Source organism: Arthrobacter sp. AK01 (assembly GCF_021109375.1).
Lineage (GTDB): Bacteria > Actinomycetota > Actinomycetes > Actinomycetales > Micrococcaceae > Arthrobacter.
Map to the genome: position 1 here is coordinate 94,563 of NZ_JAJOHP010000004.1, position 18,367 is coordinate 112,929.

The window sequence follows — 18,367 nt, forward strand, 5'->3', positions numbered from 1 at the left end:
AGCAACCAGTTCATTCCAGAGTGATCCGGATCCAGGCAGTATCGCGGCGAGGTCGGATGTCGTTCCCGCCGGCGTTGTCGAGCTTCCCTGCCTCGATGAGCCGCTCCGTGAAGGCCAAATAGTCACCGTAGTTGAGCCGGTCCCTAACGACTGGCTCAAGTCGGTTGTAGAGCACTTCGGGATGCAAAGCGAACCCTTCGAGCCCGGCAGCGGCCTTTTGAAGGGGAATGAAGAGTTCCCGGTCCTGTCGGTTCAAGCGCACCTGTTTAAGGTCCACCAGAAGGGGTAGGACCGCGGGAAGAAGCTCCAGCGGTATCTGATCGGCCCCAGCAACGAACAGGCCGGCACCCACGACAGCTGATGTGACGAACGTACGCACGACGGACGTGCCAAGATTTATCCGCCAGCCTCCGGGTCGCATGTGGAGTTCCCCGGCGCTGTTGTCGGCAGCGCCTACCAGGATGTCTTCGCAAATGTCCGCCATGTAGTTGTCGGCTTTGATGCCGAGCGGCGCGAGCACATCTGAGCTAAGCCATTCGCGGCCGAACTCTTCAGGAATGTCCCGTTCCGAGAAATAGTCATACAGGTTAACGGTGGTCGTCATCGGGTGTCTCCTGCGGCGAAGGAAAAGAGTCGTTCTTCAAGAAGGATATGGGCAGCAGAGAATCGGACCAGCGGCAGGTCCCCTAGCGTGTCGTCATGCCGGGCCCTCCCCACCGTGCTCTGGGATTCGTTGAGCCACAGCAACAGTCCGGAACTGTACAGCCGGCTCACCGGAGAGATGTAAATGCGCGATGAGCTGGCGCCGTCTTCGATCTGGAACACCAGCAGACGAACCATCCCGACCCTGGTCTCGATCCCAACCATCGCATATCTCACCGTCAAGGCAGTCTCCCGCAACCACCCCTGCAGGTTCACGGACGGGCGTAGATCGCACAGAACGGAGGCCTGTTCTCGTCCGAGGAGCGGCTTCCAGTACTGCTGGATGGTCTCCTGGGCCAGGGAGGACATGGCAATGCTGACAACCACGGCCCCGGCGCCGGAAATCGCGGCTGGGCTCTGGTCCGTCACGTCGAGGATTTCGACGGTGCCATCTTCACGTACGCGGCGCAGAACAGCCACGTGGGGTGCCTCGCTGAGGGAACCACCGTTCAGCTGATACTGCACGAGCAGGCGCTGCCGGGGGCGGATAGCGAGAAAAAGGTGCCTGCGGTCACCGTCCCCGGCGAGAAGTTCAGCGGGCGGTGTGCCCGCGGGCAGAACAACTGCAGGCAGTGGGTCCTCAAGGACCAGCGTCTCCGATTCGACGGACATCAACGCAATCAACGAAGACGGCACGTCGGCAGGGTTCTCAGGAAGCCCTATAGCCTCGCGAAGCGAATCCACGTGTGGAAGGTGCCCATCGTAAGGCAGCGTCGGGCAACCCGAAGACTCAAGGAGCGCGCGGCACCATTCATAGGCTGCCCGGTTGAGCTCACCCCACCCCGGGTCGCTCTCATCTGCGAAACGCTCCGGGCTCATGTCGACAGCATCGCCGACCCAGCCCTCCAATGGTCCCCAGCCATGCTGGGAAAGCGCACGCTCCAGGCGTTGCAGTCTGACATCTGGCCGCATGGTGTGATCAAGCATGCCCGCCGTGAGCGTCGAAGGGTCCTCAGCAGCAAGAAGTCCAGTAAGGGCGGCCGGTTGCATACAAGCGCGGGCGACCGCTTGAGTAGCGTGCATGGCCAGATATGGGCCATGCAGGGCTTGCACGCGCCTTTGAGAACGGACCAGGTGCAGTGCATAGATGGGAAACGCTTGCCTCAGAGTTTCGACTCCCCATCCGGCAGGAATCGTGGACATCCAGGTGGCGTATTCTTCATGTACTCGGGCGGAACCGCGCTGCAGCGCCATGGCCTGCGCGAGAGCCTGCTCCTTTTGATCTCGTGTTGCCCGTTCCTGGAGCAGAGCCACTGTGCAGCCGTAAATAGTCGTCATTTGAAGCCTGTCGTGCATCGCTTCGTGCATTGAAGCAACGAGTACGTCCGCTGCCTCTGCGTCGTCACCGACCTCGATGCGCCAGCCGCGGTGATGGTACAGACCGGAAACCTGTCGCATCAGGTGGACGCCGTGCCGTTGAAGCGCAGCGATGACTCCGTGCCGAGCACTGAAGCGGATACAGCGGACAGTACCGACATCCACTCGGACCAGTCGGCGTCGTCCATGATGAGGCGCTCACCGAGAAGGTCCGCGAGCTGTCCGGCAAGAAGTTGGATGGTGAGGTCGTCGGCGATGGCCAGGATGACGTGGGGGTGGCCGTCCACGTGGAGAATGAGGGCTTTTACGGTGGGGTCGGCGACCCCCATGTATGCCCCATAGACCCTCTCGTCAGCACCGAGCAAACGGCCGGCACCGATAGTTCCCAGGAATCCTGTGTCCAGCAGCACCACCGTTGGACGGGGGTTCAGTACGGGCAACCACACTTTCTGCCACCCGCCCTGGGCGAAACAGCTGGCTGTGATGCAGTTCGCGATGAGGTATTCTTCCGGCCAAGCCTCTGCCAGTTCTCGGTAGGCATTCGTGCTTGGAATCGTCGCATTCAGTATGAGGTCCTGCCCAGCGTGATCTACGAGCAAGCGCACCGCAAAGATCGGCGTCCGTTGGTCCTCGTGGTCGACAGGGTCGGCAGCCAAGAACGTGAACGCTTCGGATAGCTGCACCGGCATACGCCCATGAATCAGCAAGAACGCTACCGGACCTGCTGCGCTCAGACCCATCACATCAGCACTGTCCACGTCAGTGCCGACCTCGGCAAGAGCCGATGACCACGGCTCCTCGCGAAGTCGCAGCTCCGTCGCACTGAGGATACGCTGCACAGATTCGGCATCACTGAGCGCCTGCTCACCCGCGTCCTGGGTGAGAGACATGGGGATGCCGCGACTGGTAGCCGCGTGAACAAGTTGCCCAACCCCGGCCAGGTGGTCGTTGGCCGGGACGTGGGCCAAATCGCGCAGCCGGGGGGTTGAGGATACGACGCTGTTGATAAACGTTTCCTCCCAGGTTTTCCACGCAGCCTCGAGCAGGTCATCGCTCGCCTCGAGAGTCAGCGCATCGATTGGTTGTCCATAGGTGCGGAGAAATCCTGCGTCTGCCGCGTTCACCGCGTCAATGATGGTTTCCGGGCGAACACAGCCGAAGCGGCGAAAGCGCTGGTCGGGGTGCCACGCGGATGGGATGTCAGCCAGCCTCACTCTGCGAGGGTACAGATCAGATACGAGCGCCAGCACCGGAGGGCTCATGCAGAATCGGGCGACGGCAGTGGCGGCTATCTCTTTCCGGTGCCCTTGGGGTACATGCGTGAGGAGTCGCTCCATGCGCACCATCAAGGGACGGTAGATGGGATACGCTTCTAAAACCTCTTCGACGTTCTCGTGGCGTAGCCCGGCATATGAGGCTGACATGAAGCTGGCGAATGCTTCATGGATGACGCTGCAGCTTCCCACGAGCTGCGCGAGAAGGGCAGTGTCCCAACCGGGGTGTTCGGCGGTGAAATGGATGAGTGATCCCCACGCCGTGTCGTCGTTCAATCCTTTGTGGTGGATCTCATGAAGGACCGTAAGGTGATGCTGTGCGGTGACGCTTCCTTTCAGACTCAGCGTGTAGCCGCCCGGGAGATACCGCCCGGACGACTCCCCGTTCGTGCCCTGAAACAGCAGACAACAATTCGCATCATCAGCGCTGATGGGCCCGGAATCGGCCGCCCCAAATTCGTCCTCAGGCAATGGAGCTAATTCGCTGACAACCGGTTGGTCTGGAGGCTGGGTGTGATCCACGGCATCATTTTCGCACGCGAGCAGCTTAGAACGGGCTCTCAATCACTGTGGTGGATTCCTGGAGAGTCGACTTACTTGTTCGGCGGAGAATCTTGCGGGCTGGTTGCTGGCGCCTTGGGATCTGCGCTGGGACTTGCGCCGGCCTTTTTCTTGTGGATGCCCTTTTCACTTCCGGACTCGGCCTTAGCCTCGGCGGGAGTCGACTCTTGGACGTTGTCCGGAGTCACTTCCGCCTTCGTCCCACCTGAGACCGACTCCATCGAAAAATACTTGAGAGGATGCCTCATGTAGTGCGCAATCCACTGACTCGGTAGGCACCCTTCTTGCTTTAGAGCTTGCAACACTGTCAGGACTTCTACTCCGTCACCCATCGCCCGGGCAGTGGTCCACGCCTTTTCCAACCGGGCCAGCAGAGTTGAAGGCTCATGGAGCGGCAACATGAATACGTCCTCGCCCGCGACGGCCATGGCGCCCGCATCGGCACTCGTTTGAGGGGTGACGTAGCAGATGAAGGACGACTCGGGGGCCTCTTCCGTACGTTTGGTGGCGGTAAAGGTCAGATGAGAACTAGCCTCCCGGGAGTAGCGGGCGGGAACCTTTCCTCCCGGCTTTGCTTCGCTCTTCGCCTCCCAGGCTACCCACAGCAGGTCCCCGAAGATCCATACAGCATCGGGTGCTGCTTGCTCTCCATTGTTGCCGAACGACTCGCTTGCACCGGCCAGCATTCCCAAGGTGACTAGACCGCCCTCGAAAGGCTTGTAGCTGTTTTGGTTGAGCCCCCGCACGGCCTGGTCCAGCTGATCCCGGGTTTCTCGCCCCCACGTCTTCGCCTTGATCCTGTCTACAATCTGGGCGGCGGCGAAGCGGTCCAGTTCGTCGTAGGATTCGACGGACACCCCGTCCTGGTCTTCCGGGTCGAGGTGCCTGAACCAAGTTGTCCCGCGGGCGTGCTCCCGCACGTTGGCGAAATGCTTAACCGCGGCCCGATGCAGTGAGCGTTCAGAGTCTCCTCGCTGATCGGCCAGCATCTGAGTCCAACTGCAGGCCAGCAGGAACCATAGCGCAGCGTAGCGTCCGGTTTTCGGGTTACGGGCCAGTTCATCCAGCACCGCGCGTGCCTGCCGCAGCGCGCTCTCAAGATCCCCTGACCACAAGGCGTCCATTGCCTGCACTTCGTAGGAGGCGGCACTGGCCAATTCAGCAGTTCCGTGGGGACTGACACGTTTCTTCATCAGGCGGTCAGTCGCGATTTGAGCGTTGACGGCGGACCAGGCTTCGCTCTGTGCCAGGAAGGCAGCCATGTTCTCGTTGACGTCTGCGATGTCACGGCCAAGGCTCTCCTCGCGGCCAAACTCTATTTCAGCCTGGATTTCTTCCCGGAACGCCTGCAAGACCTCAGGGCGGTACATGAAGTTCGTCAACTCAGTGCCGAGAACGACTACGGTAGAAAAATCGTGTTGATTCCTCGTGGCCCGGCCCATGCCCTGCACCAGCCGGGTCCTGATCCGTTCCTGAAGGACGTTCTGGGCGCCGAGTGAGTTGTATTGGAACTTCTCCTGCAAATCGCTTTGAGTGGGGAGGCCGGACAAAATGACCAGCCGGCATGCTTCGTTGGGGAGATCGACCCCGTCGTAGCGGTTTGCGAGATCAAGGATCGACTTCTCATCGTTCGTGAAGATTGCCATGTCATTCTCGACGGTGTGCCCGCTCAGACGTGTAAAACCTTCAGGAATTGATTTTTCGAGCACGTTTGAAGATTCAGTTGCGCTGGGAGTAAGAAGTGCCGTACGGCCATGGACTTCGACAGTCTGCTTCACCCACGGAGCGAGAAGGTCTGGGTCATCATTCAACTCATTGGTGACAGCCGGGAACACAAAGAACCTTCGGCCCGTGCCTTCTTTGTCCCAACCCCGCGGGATGGGCATCCTGGCGATGTCCGGGACTCCGAAAGAACGCTCAAGCTCGCCCCCCTCCCCCAATGTTGCGCTCATGAAGATCCGGCGCTGGGGCGAACTGAAAGCATCGTGTGTTGCTGTGGGGCAGATAAGAGGTCGAATCTCCAACTTTGAGTGGGATGCGTAGACCATGCAAAGTCCAAGGTTGCCCCCGATCATGGACGTTCTGTATCCGCGGTCCTTGTTCCCATCCGCCGCGATGGCAGCCTGCAGCTGGGGCTGAGCCGCGAGGACAGCTCGGGGTGAGACCAGGTAGACGCTGCCGTCGTTCCGGAGGCTGGATCCGTCGTCGCGGAGGCTTTCGACCGTCGCGGAGTCCAGACCGGCAGAGAGCGCAGTCAGTAAGGTGAAGTAAAGGGATTCTGACCGCGGAACTGAGACGGTCCAGGCGGACGAGACATAGCTGGCGCCGGCGTGGGCGTCATCGAAAATCAACGTGCCGGTGTCCCGGATTTTCGGGTATGCGTTGAAGACGTGGCTATAGGTGGCGACCGCAACAGACTGGGCACTGGTGAACTTTGCCCGGTCCGCCGGCGGCCAGCCCGACGATTTTCCGGTCAGGTCTACGGCGGAGATACCGTAGGACACCAGTTTCTCGTGGGCTTGCTTGGCCAATTGCCGGGTTGGGCAAAGATATGCCACCGGCTTATGCTCTTCCCGCCTGATCCACTCCGCGATCAAGCCGCCCACCAAGGTCTTCCCAGCACCGGTGGGAAGCTCCAGAGCAACATTTTCGTGGCCCCGGAAGTGTTCGTGCCAGCCGAGGAGAAGTTCCTGCTGATGTCCCCAAAGATAGGCCGGACCTGCATTGGTCTTGGCGATCTGCCTGTAGAGAGCCTCCGGGTCGGCTGCCGCTACTGACTGAATTTTCGTAGTCCTAAAAGCCACGGTCCTGTCCCCCTGCTAAGAGCCGCCGACTGACCTAGCAGGAGAGCATCTTCCGTGACCCCGGAAGCCTAGACTCTAGGCGCGCGCATCTGTCAGCGCGACGGACAAAATTTGATGATAAAGGGACACCAACGCATCTGTTGTCCCCGGTGCTTCTACACGCAATGCCGGCTTGACTGCGGAACGCAAACCAACCCCTGCAGGCCGCGGAGTTCCACGCCGACCTATACGGATGAACGTGGAACCAACAGCTGTAGCACCCTGGAACATGTCACGTGGCCGAGCAACCTCTAGGAGCCAACCCTGAACGCCGCACACACAGCGCACCGCACGGGGCCATGCTCCATCATTTCCTCAGCCCTCATGTTCCAACACCAGTCGGGGTGCCCCCGTCAGAGAGTGACAGGGGCACCAAAACATACGGACCGATCGACGGGAGCTTAGGAGAAATGGCCAACTAAATTGTCCATAGGACTCGAAAGCGGCCAAATAGCCTGTCCGTTGGCCACCTTGTCTGGCCATTGGCCACCTAAGTTGTCATAATGGCCAACTAGCCTGTCATCTCACAATGACTACTAGAACTCCCAGTCCTCATCTTCCGTGTTGACAGCCTTGCCAATCACGTAGGAGGAGCCCGAACCGGAGAAGAAGTCGTGGTTCTCGTCGGCGTTCGGGGACAGAGCCGACAGGATGGCCGGGTTTACGTCGGTGACGGACGCCGGGAACATGGCCTCGTAGCCGAGGTTCATGAGGGCCTTGTTGGCGTTGTAGTGCAGGAACTTCTTGACGTCCTCGGCCAGGCCTACTCCGTCGTAGAGGTCGTGCGTGTATTGGACTTCGTTTTCGTACAGCTCGAAGAGCAGCTCGAACGTGTAGTCCTTGATTTCCTGCTTGCGGGCCTCGGAAACCTTCTCCAAGCCCTTCTGGAACTTGTAGCCGATGTAGTAGCCGTGCACTGCCTCGTCGCGGATGATGAGGCGAATGAGGTCAGCCGTGTTCGTGAGCTTGGCGCGGGAAGACCAGTACATGGGCAGGTAGAAGCCCGAGTAGAACAGGAAGCTTTCCAGCAAGGTGGAGGCAACCTTGCGCTTCAGGGGATCGTCGCCCTGGTAGTAATCCATGACGATCTGGGCTTTCTTCTGCAGGTTCTCGTTCTCGAGGGACCAGCGGAAGGCGTCGTCAATCTCCTTGGTGGAGCACAGGGTGGAGAAGATGGACGAGTAGGACTTGGCGTGCACCGACTCCATGAAGGCGATGTTGGTGTACACAGCTTCTTCGTGCGGGGTAATCGCGTCCGGGATCAACGAAACGGCGCCGACGGTGCCCTGGATGGTGTCCAGCAGGGTGAGGCCGGTGAAAACGCGCATGGTGAGCTGCTGCTCATCAGGCGTCAGCGTGTGCCACGACTGGACGTCGTTGGACAGCGGCACCTTCTCCGGGAGCCAGAAGTTGTTGACCAGCCGGTTCCAGACTTCCACGTCCTTGTCGTCCTGGATCTTGTTCCAGTTGATGGCCTCGACGTGTGTCAGCAGCTTGACCTTTTCGGTCATTTCATCCCCTTAAGCGATGGTTTTCTTGAGATAAGCCTACGACGGCGGGTGGAAACCCGCCGTCGTGCTCTTTAGTTTTGAGTACGGCCGGGGCCGCAATTAATCAACCAATAGAGGCTGATTACAACATGCAACTGACGCAGCCTTCCACCTCCGTGCCCTCCAGCGCGAGCTGGCGGAGACGGATGTAGTAGAGAGTCTTGATGCCCTTGCGCCATGCGTAGATCTGCGCCTTGTTGATGTCGCGCGTGGTGGCGGTGTCTTTGAAGAACAGCGTCAGGGACAGGCCCTGGTCCACGTGCTGCGTGGCAGCGGCGTAGGTGTCGATGATCTTCTCGTAGCCGATTTCGTAGGCATCCTGGTAGTACTCCAGGTTGTCGTTGGTCAGGTACGGAGCCGGGTAGTAGACGCGGCCGATCTTGCCTTCCTTGCGGATTTCGATCTTGGCGGCCACCGGGTGGATGGAAGACGTGGAGTTGTTGATGTAGCTGATGGAACCGGTGGGCGGTACGGCCTGCAGGTTCTGGTTGTAGATGCCGTGCTCCATGACCGAAGCCTTCAGCTCGCGCCAGTCATCCTGGGTGGGGATGTGGTGGCCGGCGAAGAGCTCCTGAACGCGCTCCGTTTCCGGAACCCATTCCTGCTCGGTGTACTTGTCGAAGAACTCGCCGGAAGCATAGGTGGACTTCTCGAAGCCGCCGAACGTCTGGCCGGTCTCGATAGCTAGGCGGTTGGAGGCGCGCAGCGCGTGGAACAGCACCGTGTAGAAGTAGATGTTGGTGAAGTCCAGGCCCTCTTCGGAACCGTAGTGGACGTGCTCGCGGGCAAGGTAACCGTGGAGGTTCATCTGGCCGAGGCCGATCGCGTGGCTCTGGGCGTTGCCCTGGGCGATGGACGGCACCGAGTTGATGTAGGACATGTCGGATACAGCGCTGAGGGCGCGGATGGACGTCTCAATGGAGCGACCAAAGTCCGGCGAATCCATGGTCTTGGCAATGTTCATGGAACCGAGGTTGCAGGAAATGTCCTTACCCACGGTCTCGTAACTGAGGTCTTCCGCGTAGATGGACGGCGAGGAGACCTGCAGGATCTCAGAGCAAAGGTTGCTCATGGTGATCTTGCCGTCGATCGGGTTGGCCCGGTTCACGGTGTCTTCGAACATGATGTACGGGTAACCGGACTCGAACTGGATCTCCGCAAGGGTCTGGAAGAACTCGCGGGCACTGATCTTGGTCTTCTTGATCCGGGAATCGTCAACCATCTCGTAGTACTTCTCGGTCACCGAAATATCGGAGAACGGAACTCCGTAGACCTTCTCGACGTCGTACGGGGAGAAGAGGTACATGTCCTCGTTCTTCTTGGCGAGTTCGAACGTGATGTCCGGGACCACAACGCCCAAGGAGAGGGTCTTGATACGGATCTTCTCGTCGGCGTTCTCGCGCTTGGTGTCCAGGAAGCGGTGGATGTCCGGGTGGTGGGCGTGCAGGTATACGGCGCCTGCACCCTGGCGGGCACCGAGCTGGTTGGCGTAGGAGAAGCTGTCTTCGAGGAGCTTCATGACGGGGATGACGCCGGAGGACTGGTTCTCGATCTGCTTGATCGGGGCGCCGTGCTCACGGATGTTGGTGAGCGAAAGGGCCACACCGCCGCCGCGCTTTGAGAGCTGCAGCGCGGAGTTGATGGCGCGGGCAATCGACTCCATGTTGTCCTCGATGCGGAGCAGGAAGCAGGAGACGAGTTCGCCACGCTGTGCCTTGCCGGCGTTGAGGAACGTAGGGGTTGCCGGCTGGAATCGGCCATCGATGATTTCGTCGACCAAACGGTTGGCAAGGTCTTCGTTGCCACGGGCAAGGTGGAGGGCAACCATGCAGACGCGGTCTTCGTAACGCTCCAGGAAGCGCTTGCCATCAAAAGTCTTCAGCGTGTAGGACGTGTAGAACTTGAAGGCGCCGAGGAAGGTCTCAAAACGGAACTTCTTCTTGTACGCGCGGTTGAAGAGGTCGCGGATGAAGTTCATCGTGTACTGGTCAAGGGTTTCGCGCTCGTAGTACTGGTTCTTCACCAGGTAGTCGAGCTTCTCTTCCAGGTCGTGGAAGAACACCGTGTTGTTGTTCACGTGCTGCAGGAAGTACTGGTGCGCAGCTTCACGGTCAGCTTCGAACTGGATCTCGCCGTTGGGTCCGTACAGGTTCAGCATGGCGTTGAGCTCGTGATAGCCCAGGCCCTTGAAAGCCTCAGGCAGCGGCTTCTTGACCGTGTCCACAGCGCCCCCGGTTACTTCTGTTTCTGCGACAGTTGTGTCCAAAACTTTTCCAGCCCTTCGTTGACCCGCTGAACGTCTTCCGGCGTCCCCATGAGTTCAAATTTGTAAAGATGCGGCACCTTGCACTTGACGGAGATGATGTCCCCCGCTGCGCAGTAGTTGTCCGCGAAATTGGTATTCCCCGCTCCGATAACACCGCGGATCAGTTCCCTGTTCCCGGGATCGTTGAGAAATCTGATGACTTGCTTCGGCACGGAACCTTCGCCGTTTGTTCCACCGTAGGTAGGCAGTACAAGGACGAAAGGTTCGAGGGCTTGAAGCGGAGCATCCTGGGCGTAGAGCGGGATGCGTGCTGCATCCGTACCCAGTTTCTGGACGAATCGTTTGGTGTTCTCGGAGGTCGAGGAAAAGTAGATGAGGTGACTCCTCGTGGTCACAGCTTCCGCAGCATCGCGTACGGGTGCCGCTGCCAGCGGTGCCATGGGAGTCACCTCGACTACATAGGAATTCTTAGTGTGTTGTGGTGGCGAAGTTTGAATGAAACTTAGGCCACGGAGGAAACGGCCTGGGCCAGTTCCTCGATCTTGTCCGGGCGGAAACCAGACCAGTGGTCCTGCTCGGTGACGACAACCGGAGCCTGCATGTAACCCAGTGCCTTGAGGCGCTCAAGGGCCTCGGCATCCTGGGAGATGTCGACACTCTGGTAGGCAATGCCCTTCTTGTCGAGTGCCCGGTAGGTTGCGTTGCACTGAACACAGGCCGGCTTCGTGTAAACCGTTACGGTCATGATCCCTGTCCCCTTAGTTGAAGTCTGTCGCTCTTCGTATCTGGCGGGCTCAACCGGAACTAGCTACTGAATCCGATACCGGCCCGCGGGCTGCCGTGACAGCCAACACGCTCTGATTTTGTCTTGTGCTGGTTCCCCGCTCAATCCGTAAATCGATACTACATGTAGTGCAAGCGCCGAACTGGAACCCCAAGATGATGTATTACAAGTATGTCATTCAATCCACTGCTCGTCCACAGGCGAGGGCCCTCAAAATGTCCGTGATTCCGCCAAATTGAGAGATGTCATCCACACCCTGTGGACTACTTAGCCACATTTAATCTCCAGCGTGTCGCCGGGATACGGCGTGTCGTGGCACTTTGAAAATGTGGCGTGGCGAACAGCTAAAATCTGCTGATGGTCAATCTCCTCCACCTCCGGACGCTGATGGAAGTAACCCGCTTGGGTTCCTTTGCTGCTGCCGCCGCCCAGCTTGGCTACACAGCCTCGGCAGTCTCCCAACAGATGGCCGCGCTGGAGCGTGATACCGGCGTCGAGCTCTTCCAGCGGTCGGCCCGCAGTGTCGTCCCTACCGAAGCTGCCGTGACCATGACCCGACATGCGTCCAAAGTGCTGACGGATGTAGAGGCCCTCATGGCGGCGGCGTCGAGGACGAACGACTCCCCCGCCCAGGAACTCCGGCTGGGCATCTTTCCGAGCCTGGCCACCTACGTTCTGCCGGACATCCTGCGAAATGAGCGTTGGAACGGGCTGGGCATCGAACTTCGTGTCTCCGTTGCTGAACCCGCCCAAACCATCCAGGGCTTGCGCAGCGGCGGCGAACTGGACGTGGCATTGGTCTACCAGGTGGGGCAATCCGGTTTGGCGTGGCCGCATTCGTTGGAGAGGCAGTGGATCGGCGACGACGACTTCCGCGTGGTGCTGCCGGCCTCATGGAAGATCCGCGAGGATGCCGAGATTGAAGCGGCCCATCTTTCGGACATGCCCTGGATCGTCCACCACCCCGGCACCAGCGATGCGTTGGTGATTGAGCGCCTCTTTGCCAGCTGCAACCTCCACCCCCGCGTGGTGGCCTACAGCGACGACTTTCACGCGAGCCTGGAGATGACCGCCGCCGGCCTGGGTGCCTCGCTGGTTCCGGAACTGGCGCTGCGGAACCGGCCACCCGGCGTCGTGGTCCTTGACGTACCGGACATCCGGCTGGCTCGAAACGTGTTCGCGCTGCTCATCAACGAAAAGCGCACAGCCCAAGTGCAGTTGTTCACGCAACTGCTTGCCGACACCCTCAGGGACACGTCGGGAAAGAGCGGTCTCCACCCCCTGAAACCCGCGCCTGTCAAGGGTCCGCAGCGACGCAGGTGAATTATCCCCAAGTGCTGGAACCCGCCCGTTGATGGGGTTAGATTGATCACATGGGCAAGGTAGCGAGCAAACATTTTGGGGAGATCGAGCTCAACCACGGGCGTGAGCATTGCTTCGTCGCCAGACATGAGCTGGCCGGCAACCAGCTGGAATTGGACCTCAACGTCACCGCGCACGATCACTTTGACGAGGCCGCCATGCGCAAGGTGGACTACCGGCTGCGCTTCCTGCCGGAGCTCGTGGACCAAGTCCGGGAAATGATCGCCGATGAGCTTGACCAGGACGGCACCAACCCCCAACAGTTCCTGCATTTCCACAGTTCACAGCTCAAGGAAGAGCAGCTTGAATCGGTCTTCGGTGTCCGCGACAAGGGCCAGCTCACCAACGACGTCTTCCTGAAGGCCCTCAAACTCGGCCACGTCGCCATCTACCCCGGCCAACCCGAGCGGTACTTTGTGTTGGATTTCACCCTCGGATCGCATTTCACGGACGAGCTCCTGGTCGTCGCCGCAGACGAAGACGGCGTGGTGGACGACGAAATCCTGTGGGAGTCGTAAACAGGCTTTACGAACTTTGTTCGCCGAAAGTGTCACCATGGCCTGTCAACGCGTGGCCCATCGTCAGGGCTGCGCAGGTATTCTCCCCGTTCCTGCCCCTCGGAGCGCTCCCGCTGGGCCTGTTGGGCGATTTCCTCCAGCTGCTTGAGTTGGTCCTCTTGCGGGGCGGCCGGAGTTTCCTGGCCGGGCTGCTCTTCATCACCACTTTGGGATGCGCCTTCGGAGATTTTCCCGCTGAGCCGTTCACCGGCAGCGTTCAGCGTGTCCCCTTCCCCGTCTGCGTTCGCCGGACCGGCTACATGGCATTGAGATGGCGCGGCCTCCGCCGTGCTAAGAGCCTCCCGGAACAGCAGGGCCGCAGCATCCCGGTCCCCTGTTGAGTCCCCCAGCTTCTCGATGCTCAGCACGAGGTTGACGCGGACTTTGCAGTCGTCGACGCCGGGTCCGGCTTGGAGCGCGGCGTCGAAGTACCTCCGGGCGTCGTCGAACTCCCCCGCCATCGCATGCGCATCTCCGGCGGCAAACAACGCTTTGTGGGGCTCCACAACGTTCGCGATCTGAAGCCACGTGGCAACTCCGGCCAGCTTGCCCTGCTCCTTGGCGGAAAATGTCTCAGCTGCTGCACCACCCAAGGCACCCACGCTCAGGAGTTTGGCCGCTACTGCGAGCGCCACAAGGGCCGGAGGTGCGGACCACAGCGCACGCCGGAGTCGCCGTCGTCGTGCGGTGTTGCTTGTCATGGGGAGGGCTCCTTTCGTGCTGGAGTGCGGAGATTGATGAGCGCGGCAAGGTGGCGAAGGGGCTCGTGCAATGCCAGCAGGAAGGCGACCATGGCGAGCAACCAGTACAGCTCAATACGTCCAGGGGGGTCGCCGTCGGTGATGGTGAGGGCACCGGGTTGGGCTTTGCCGAGCATGTCGGACGTTGCCCCGGTGCCGTTCCGAAGTGTGTACGGAACGTGGAGTTGGTCGGCGATAGTGCGAAGTTGCCCTTCGTCGATTCGTGAAACGGCGTCGCGCGCGCTATCTGCGCTGCGGTCCTTGAGGTAACCGGCGTCAGTGTCCGAGGTTTCCTTCATGCGCCCGCCCTGTATGGTGCCGTATCCGAGGACTGCTCCCCCGGCCACGTTGGCGGCATCCATGGCCGAGGGCCGTTCGGCGCTGGTGTTTTCGCCATCGCCGGCGTAGAAGACCAGCGCGGGGCGTCCAGGGTGCTGCTCCGTGGCTGCCGCGAGCTTTTCCTTCAGGAGTTGGCTGGCGCCGGTCACGCTGCTGCCCGTGGCATAGCGCGCGTTTTGGGGCTGGAGCGTGGTCATGGCTGTCTGCAACGCTGTGGCGTCACGGGTGAGGGGCATCCGGAGGTTGGCTTTGTTGTCGAAAGTGATCAGGGCGAACTTGGCGCCGGCAAGCTCTTTGGCTATCGCCATGACGTCCTGTGTGGCACCGGCCAGCCGCGTCTGGGTGCCGTTGTAGTCTTCCGCAGCCATGCTGGTGCTGGTGTCCACTACAAAAAACACGTCCATGTCCGACGCCGCAGTTTGCGCTTGGCCACCGGCCCAGCCAGGTCGCATGGCGGCCAGAAGCAGAAGGACGACGGCGGCACATCGGAACGCTGCCGGCCTCATGGACCGTTGTGGTTGGCTTCGTCCCCTTCGCAAGGGACCCCACGGCGTGAAGGCCAATACGGTGAGGGCCAGCACTGCGACGATGGCCAACACCAGCAGGGGCCACGGAATAATGGGGGCGAAGGTCATGGCTCCATCCGCCATCCGAGCACCAGCATTCCTGTACCGGCCATCAATGCGATCCCGAGGGGCCAGGCGGGAGCGTCCGTTATCACCGCTTGGGGTGCTGAATGGTAGCCAGTGGCCTCTGATTCCTGGACGTTACCGACGATGCCAGGAACGGCCTCGGCGCTGTCCACGGTGAAGTAGGCGCCCCCGGTCCGCTCTGCGGCGGCCCTGAGACGGGCACCCGGCTCATCGGGGCGGTCTCCGTAGTCCATGTCGCCGGGGTTCAGGGCATAGACCTTGATATTTTTGGCGGCCGCCAGTGTTCCGGCTTCACCCAGGGTGAAGATCGGCTCGCCGGAAAGGAAGTTGTCAGTGGCCAAGACCACGGACCGCGAGCGCTTGGGGTCCCTGTCGTCAGGGAAGCTCTGCACGCAGGACGCCAGGCCGTCGCCGATCAGTGAGGAGCCTTCACCGTTCCACGTGCCGTCGAAAAAGGATCCCGCGCCGCTGTCCAGGGCTTCCTTGGCTTCGGCGAGTTGTTCCACGACGTAGTGGTAGTCGTCCGTGAGGGGAAAGAGCTGCACGCTGCTGCTGTCGAAGATGACCATGCCGATGCGTTCGCCGTCGAATTCCTTGGCGAGTTCCTGGAACACGGTGGCTATGGCGGCGTCGGTGCTGGTCATGGAGCCGGAGACGTCCAGGCAAAGCACGATGTCCCTGTTCCGGATTTCCGGTTCCTCCGTGGTGCGCAGGATGGGCCTGGCAGCGGCTGTCGCGGTGGCGGCGAGGAACACTGCCCCGAGCACGACGGCGAGCGCCAGTCTTCTGCGGTGCCGGCGCAGCGCCCCGTGATATTCAGGCAGGTCGGTGAGCCGGTCACCGTGCGCTACGGGTCGGGTTTGTTGCGGACGACGACGGCGGCGGTACAGCCAGGCGCTGAGCACCACCGCTGCTGCGGCGAAAGGAAGGACCCACCAGTAACTTAGTTCCATTCGAGCACCACCTGGCGCGCCGTCTCTGCCGAGTGCTGCACGGAGTGGACGGGCACGGGGGCGAATTCGTTGGGATAGAGTCCGGCGATTCCTTTGGTGAGTCCCTCGAGTCCTTGGTGCCGGAGCTCCTCAAGTGTCATGGACGTCACCGGTAGCCCTGTCGCTGCCCCGGCGAATTCCCGCACCAGGAAGCTGAGTCTTTGGTGGGCATCGCGCACGGGGAGGCGTCCGGCGTCGGCCTCCTCTGCTGTGGCGTTGATGGCAGTGAGGCAAGCGGAGCGCAGCGCGTCAAGGTCCGGTGTGGGCGCTCCTTGGGCGGCAGGTTCCTTGCTGCGTGTGGGGCGGAAGATCCAGGCATACCAGCCGGCAATGGCCAGCAGGATCACCAGCCCCAGCCATAGCCAGTAGGGCTGGTAGGCAAGCGGCGCGTAGAAGCCGGCGTCATCCTGCACGTGTGCCGCCTTTGGTGGCGCTCCGGGCGGTCAGCGCGCCGGAACGGTGCTTCTCCAGAAGGGCGAAGACTGCGGACAGGACGTCCAGGCTCCCGACGGTGTGCTCCTCGGCTATGCCCAGGCGACGAAAAATGCCGCTGCGGTGTTCGCCTCGTTCGACCATGGCAGCCGCATACGCCGCCCGGACCTTGCTGTCGGAGCTCAGCGGCGCTGGAATTCCCTGCCCCGTTGCCACGTCGGTGCTGTCCGGGTAGGGGCCGCCTGCCCCTGGAGCGAGCTCCGCATCCTTGATGGTGAGCCACAGTACTTCATGCCGGGCCCGAAGCCTGCGCATCAGGTCCTCCGTGCGGGCGTCCGGCATGAATTCGTCGGCAACAGCAACGATGAGAAGCCGCCCTTTGATGTACTTCAGGACGTAGTCGAGTTGCTCTGCGAGGGAGCTGGGTGGCCCATCCGAAGCTACGCTCGAATCCACCACCCGCAGCAACCGTTCCAGGTGCTCTTCGCCGCCACGGGGTGGGACGTACTGTGATGCGTCCGCGTTCCCGTGCAGAAGGCCAACGTCGTCACCGTGACGGCACGCCAAATATCCCAGAACCCCGGCTGCGTGCACGGCAATGTCCTTCTTCGGCTCACCTGACAGGGTCTCGGCGGCCATGTTCCGTCCGGTATCCACCAGCAGCAGGACAGAGTGGCGGCGTACTGCCACATAGCGCTTGACCAAGGGCGATCCGTGCCGTGCTGTCGCCTTCCAGTCGATGTCCCTGACCTCATCGCCTGGGACATACGCACGGAGTTCGTCAAAGTCCAGGCTGCGGCCTGCGAAGACGGAACCGTATTCGCCGTCGAGCAGGGCGAGGGTCCTTCGGTGGGCGAAGATGAACATCTTCGACTTAACCCGGCGAAGCAAGCTTGGCACGCGGTGTCCCCGCTACGGTGTCTGGACAGATGCCACGACGGCATCGATGACGGATTCCACCGGAATGCCTTCAACCACAGCATCGAAAGCCAGGATGATGCGGTGGCGAAGAATACGGTGCGCGAGGCTTTTGACGTCCTCGGGAATGACATGGTCCCGACCCTGGATCAAAGCCAGCGCCCTTGCTGCCTGGCTGAAGGCGATGCTGGCCCGCGGGCTGGCACCGAACTCCACGAGGTTGGCAAGCTTGGGCTCCAAGTACTGCGAAGCATTGCGGGTGACATAGGCCAGACCCACGATGTATCTGACGATGGCCGGATCGATATAGACCCGCCGCACGAGTTCCTGCACCTGCACCACTGCGTTGAGCGAAGCAGCGGCGGGTGGCTTCTGATCGGTGCTGAACACGCCGGCGTCGATCCTGCGGATGACCTCCGCTTCTTCAGCCGGACTGGGGTAATCCAACACGTCCTTGAGCATGAAACGGTCCATTTGCGCTTCGGGAAGGCGATACGTTCCCTCCTGCTCGATGGGATTCTGCGTGGCCAGCACGAGGAACGGTTGCGGCAAGGGGAAGGTCTCTCCACCAATGGAGGTCTGCCGTTCCTGCATGGCCTCGAGCATGGCGCTCTGTGTTTTGGCGCTTGACCTGTTGATCTCGTCCAGCAACACGATATTGGCGTGGACCGGACCCAACTGGGTGACAAACGTACCCTTGGCGGCGTCGAAAATCTGCGTGCCTGCAATGTCGCTGGGCAGCAGGTCCGGGGTGCACTGGATCCGGCGGAACTCCGCACTGACCGACTCCGCGATTGCCTGGGCGGCGGTGGTCTTGGCAAGGCCGGGAACACTTTCCAGCAGCACGTGGCCGCCTGTCAGCAACCCGATCACCAAGGTCTCACGCAACCTGGCCTGGCCCACCACTTTGTTCTCGAAGCTGCGAATGATGCTGCCGACGAGTTGCTGGGCACGGGCCATATCCGGTGCATCGATTCCGGCCGTGGCTGTTCTCTGTTGCACTCGTGGTCCCCTCGCTGGCGTCTTGGTCTCCCGGCAGGCAGCCGGCACGGGTGCCTGGCACAAAGTGCTTCCGCC

16 protein-coding genes are annotated in these 18,367 nt (G+C 61.0%); 2 read left to right on the forward strand and 14 right to left on the reverse strand.

Features of this window, described 5'->3' with window-relative positions; genetic code table 11:
- Nucleotides 1-10: 10 nt before the first annotated feature.
- The 8 genes from LN996_RS02630 to nrdH form a co-directional block, all read right to left on the reverse strand.
- Nucleotides 11-604 (reverse strand): hypothetical protein, encoded by a 594-nt coding sequence (locus LN996_RS02630; protein WP_231338643.1) that lies wholly within the window; start codon nucleotides 602-604, stop codon nucleotides 11-13.
- Nucleotides 601-2,100 carry a hypothetical protein gene (locus LN996_RS02635; RefSeq protein WP_231338644.1) on the reverse strand — a complete coding sequence of 500 codons (1,500 nt, stop codon included), beginning with the start codon at nucleotides 2,098-2,100 and terminating at the stop codon, nucleotides 601-603. The genes LN996_RS02630 and LN996_RS02635 overlap by 4 nt, the downstream gene beginning before the upstream one ends.
- Nucleotides 2,100-3,569 carry a hypothetical protein gene (locus tag LN996_RS02640; protein ID WP_231338645.1) on the reverse strand — a complete coding sequence of 490 codons (1,470 nt, stop codon included), beginning with the start codon at nucleotides 3,567-3,569 and terminating at the stop codon, nucleotides 2,100-2,102. Before LN996_RS02640 ends, LN996_RS02635 begins: the two co-directional genes overlap by 1 nt.
- A gap of 317 nt (nucleotides 3,570-3,886) precedes the next feature.
- Nucleotides 3,887-6,658 (reverse strand): DEAD/DEAH box helicase, encoded by a 2,772-nt coding sequence (locus tag LN996_RS23770; RefSeq protein ID WP_231338646.1) that lies wholly within the window; start codon nucleotides 6,656-6,658, stop codon nucleotides 3,887-3,889.
- Nucleotides 6,659-7,233: 575 nt separating this feature from the next.
- Nucleotides 7,234-8,208, reverse strand: a complete 975-nt coding sequence (gene nrdF / locus LN996_RS02650) for a class 1b ribonucleoside-diphosphate reductase subunit beta (protein ID WP_011775019.1) — start codon at nucleotides 8,206-8,208, stop codon at nucleotides 7,234-7,236.
- 121 nt (nucleotides 8,209-8,329) lie between these two features.
- Nucleotides 8,330-10,471 (reverse strand): class 1b ribonucleoside-diphosphate reductase subunit alpha, encoded by a 2,142-nt coding sequence (gene nrdE, locus LN996_RS02655; protein WP_308102689.1) that lies wholly within the window; start codon nucleotides 10,469-10,471, stop codon nucleotides 8,330-8,332.
- 11 nt (nucleotides 10,472-10,482) lie between these two features.
- On the reverse strand, nucleotides 10,483-10,953 hold the full coding sequence (gene nrdI / locus LN996_RS02660) for a class Ib ribonucleoside-diphosphate reductase assembly flavoprotein NrdI (protein WP_231338647.1): 471 nt from the start codon (nucleotides 10,951-10,953) through the stop codon (nucleotides 10,483-10,485).
- 62 nt (nucleotides 10,954-11,015) lie between these two features.
- Entirely contained in the window at nucleotides 11,016-11,258 is a 243-nt protein-coding gene (gene nrdH / locus LN996_RS02665; protein ID WP_011775022.1) for a glutaredoxin-like protein NrdH, read from the reverse strand.
- A 396-nt stretch (nucleotides 11,259-11,654) separates the two neighbouring features.
- On the opposite strand from nrdH, the gene LN996_RS02670 reads away from it, so the two are divergent.
- Nucleotides 11,655-12,620 (forward strand): LysR family transcriptional regulator, encoded by a 966-nt coding sequence (locus LN996_RS02670; RefSeq protein ID WP_231338648.1) that lies wholly within the window; start codon nucleotides 11,655-11,657, stop codon nucleotides 12,618-12,620.
- 50 nt (nucleotides 12,621-12,670) lie between these two features.
- Nucleotides 12,671-13,177: a DUF2004 domain-containing protein gene (locus LN996_RS02675; RefSeq protein WP_159702905.1), complete on the forward strand. Its 507-nt coding sequence runs from the start codon at nucleotides 12,671-12,673 to the stop codon at nucleotides 13,175-13,177.
- Nucleotides 13,178-13,209: 32 nt separating this feature from the next.
- Here the strand turns inward: LN996_RS02675 and LN996_RS02680 are convergent, their stop codons facing one another.
- Genes LN996_RS02680 through LN996_RS02705 form a run of 6 tightly spaced genes read right to left on the reverse strand, consistent with a single transcriptional unit; the run spans nucleotide 13,210 to nucleotide 18,292 of the window.
- Nucleotides 13,210-13,917 carry a tetratricopeptide repeat protein gene (locus tag LN996_RS02680; protein WP_231338649.1) on the reverse strand — a complete coding sequence of 236 codons (708 nt, stop codon included), beginning with the start codon at nucleotides 13,915-13,917 and terminating at the stop codon, nucleotides 13,210-13,212.
- Nucleotides 13,914-14,930, reverse strand: coding sequence for a VWA domain-containing protein (locus LN996_RS02685; RefSeq protein ID WP_231338650.1), 1,017 nt, complete (start codon nucleotides 14,928-14,930; stop codon nucleotides 13,914-13,916). Before LN996_RS02685 ends, LN996_RS02680 begins: the two co-directional genes overlap by 4 nt.
- Nucleotides 14,927-15,901, reverse strand: coding sequence for a VWA domain-containing protein (locus LN996_RS02690; protein WP_231338651.1), 975 nt, complete (start codon nucleotides 15,899-15,901; stop codon nucleotides 14,927-14,929). Before LN996_RS02690 ends, LN996_RS02685 begins: the two co-directional genes overlap by 4 nt.
- Nucleotides 15,892-16,353, reverse strand: a complete 462-nt coding sequence (locus LN996_RS02695; RefSeq protein ID WP_231338652.1) for a hypothetical protein — start codon at nucleotides 16,351-16,353, stop codon at nucleotides 15,892-15,894. Before LN996_RS02695 ends, LN996_RS02690 begins: the two co-directional genes overlap by 10 nt.
- Entirely contained in the window at nucleotides 16,343-17,272 is a 930-nt protein-coding gene (locus LN996_RS02700) for a DUF58 domain-containing protein (protein ID WP_231338653.1), read from the reverse strand. The genes LN996_RS02695 and LN996_RS02700 overlap by 11 nt, the downstream gene beginning before the upstream one ends.
- Nucleotides 17,273-17,284: 12 nt before the next feature.
- A complete protein-coding gene (locus LN996_RS02705; protein ID WP_231338654.1) occupies nucleotides 17,285-18,292 on the reverse strand; it encodes a MoxR family ATPase in 1,008 nt (335 codons plus the stop codon).
- Between the last annotated feature and the right edge of the window lie 75 nt (nucleotides 18,293-18,367).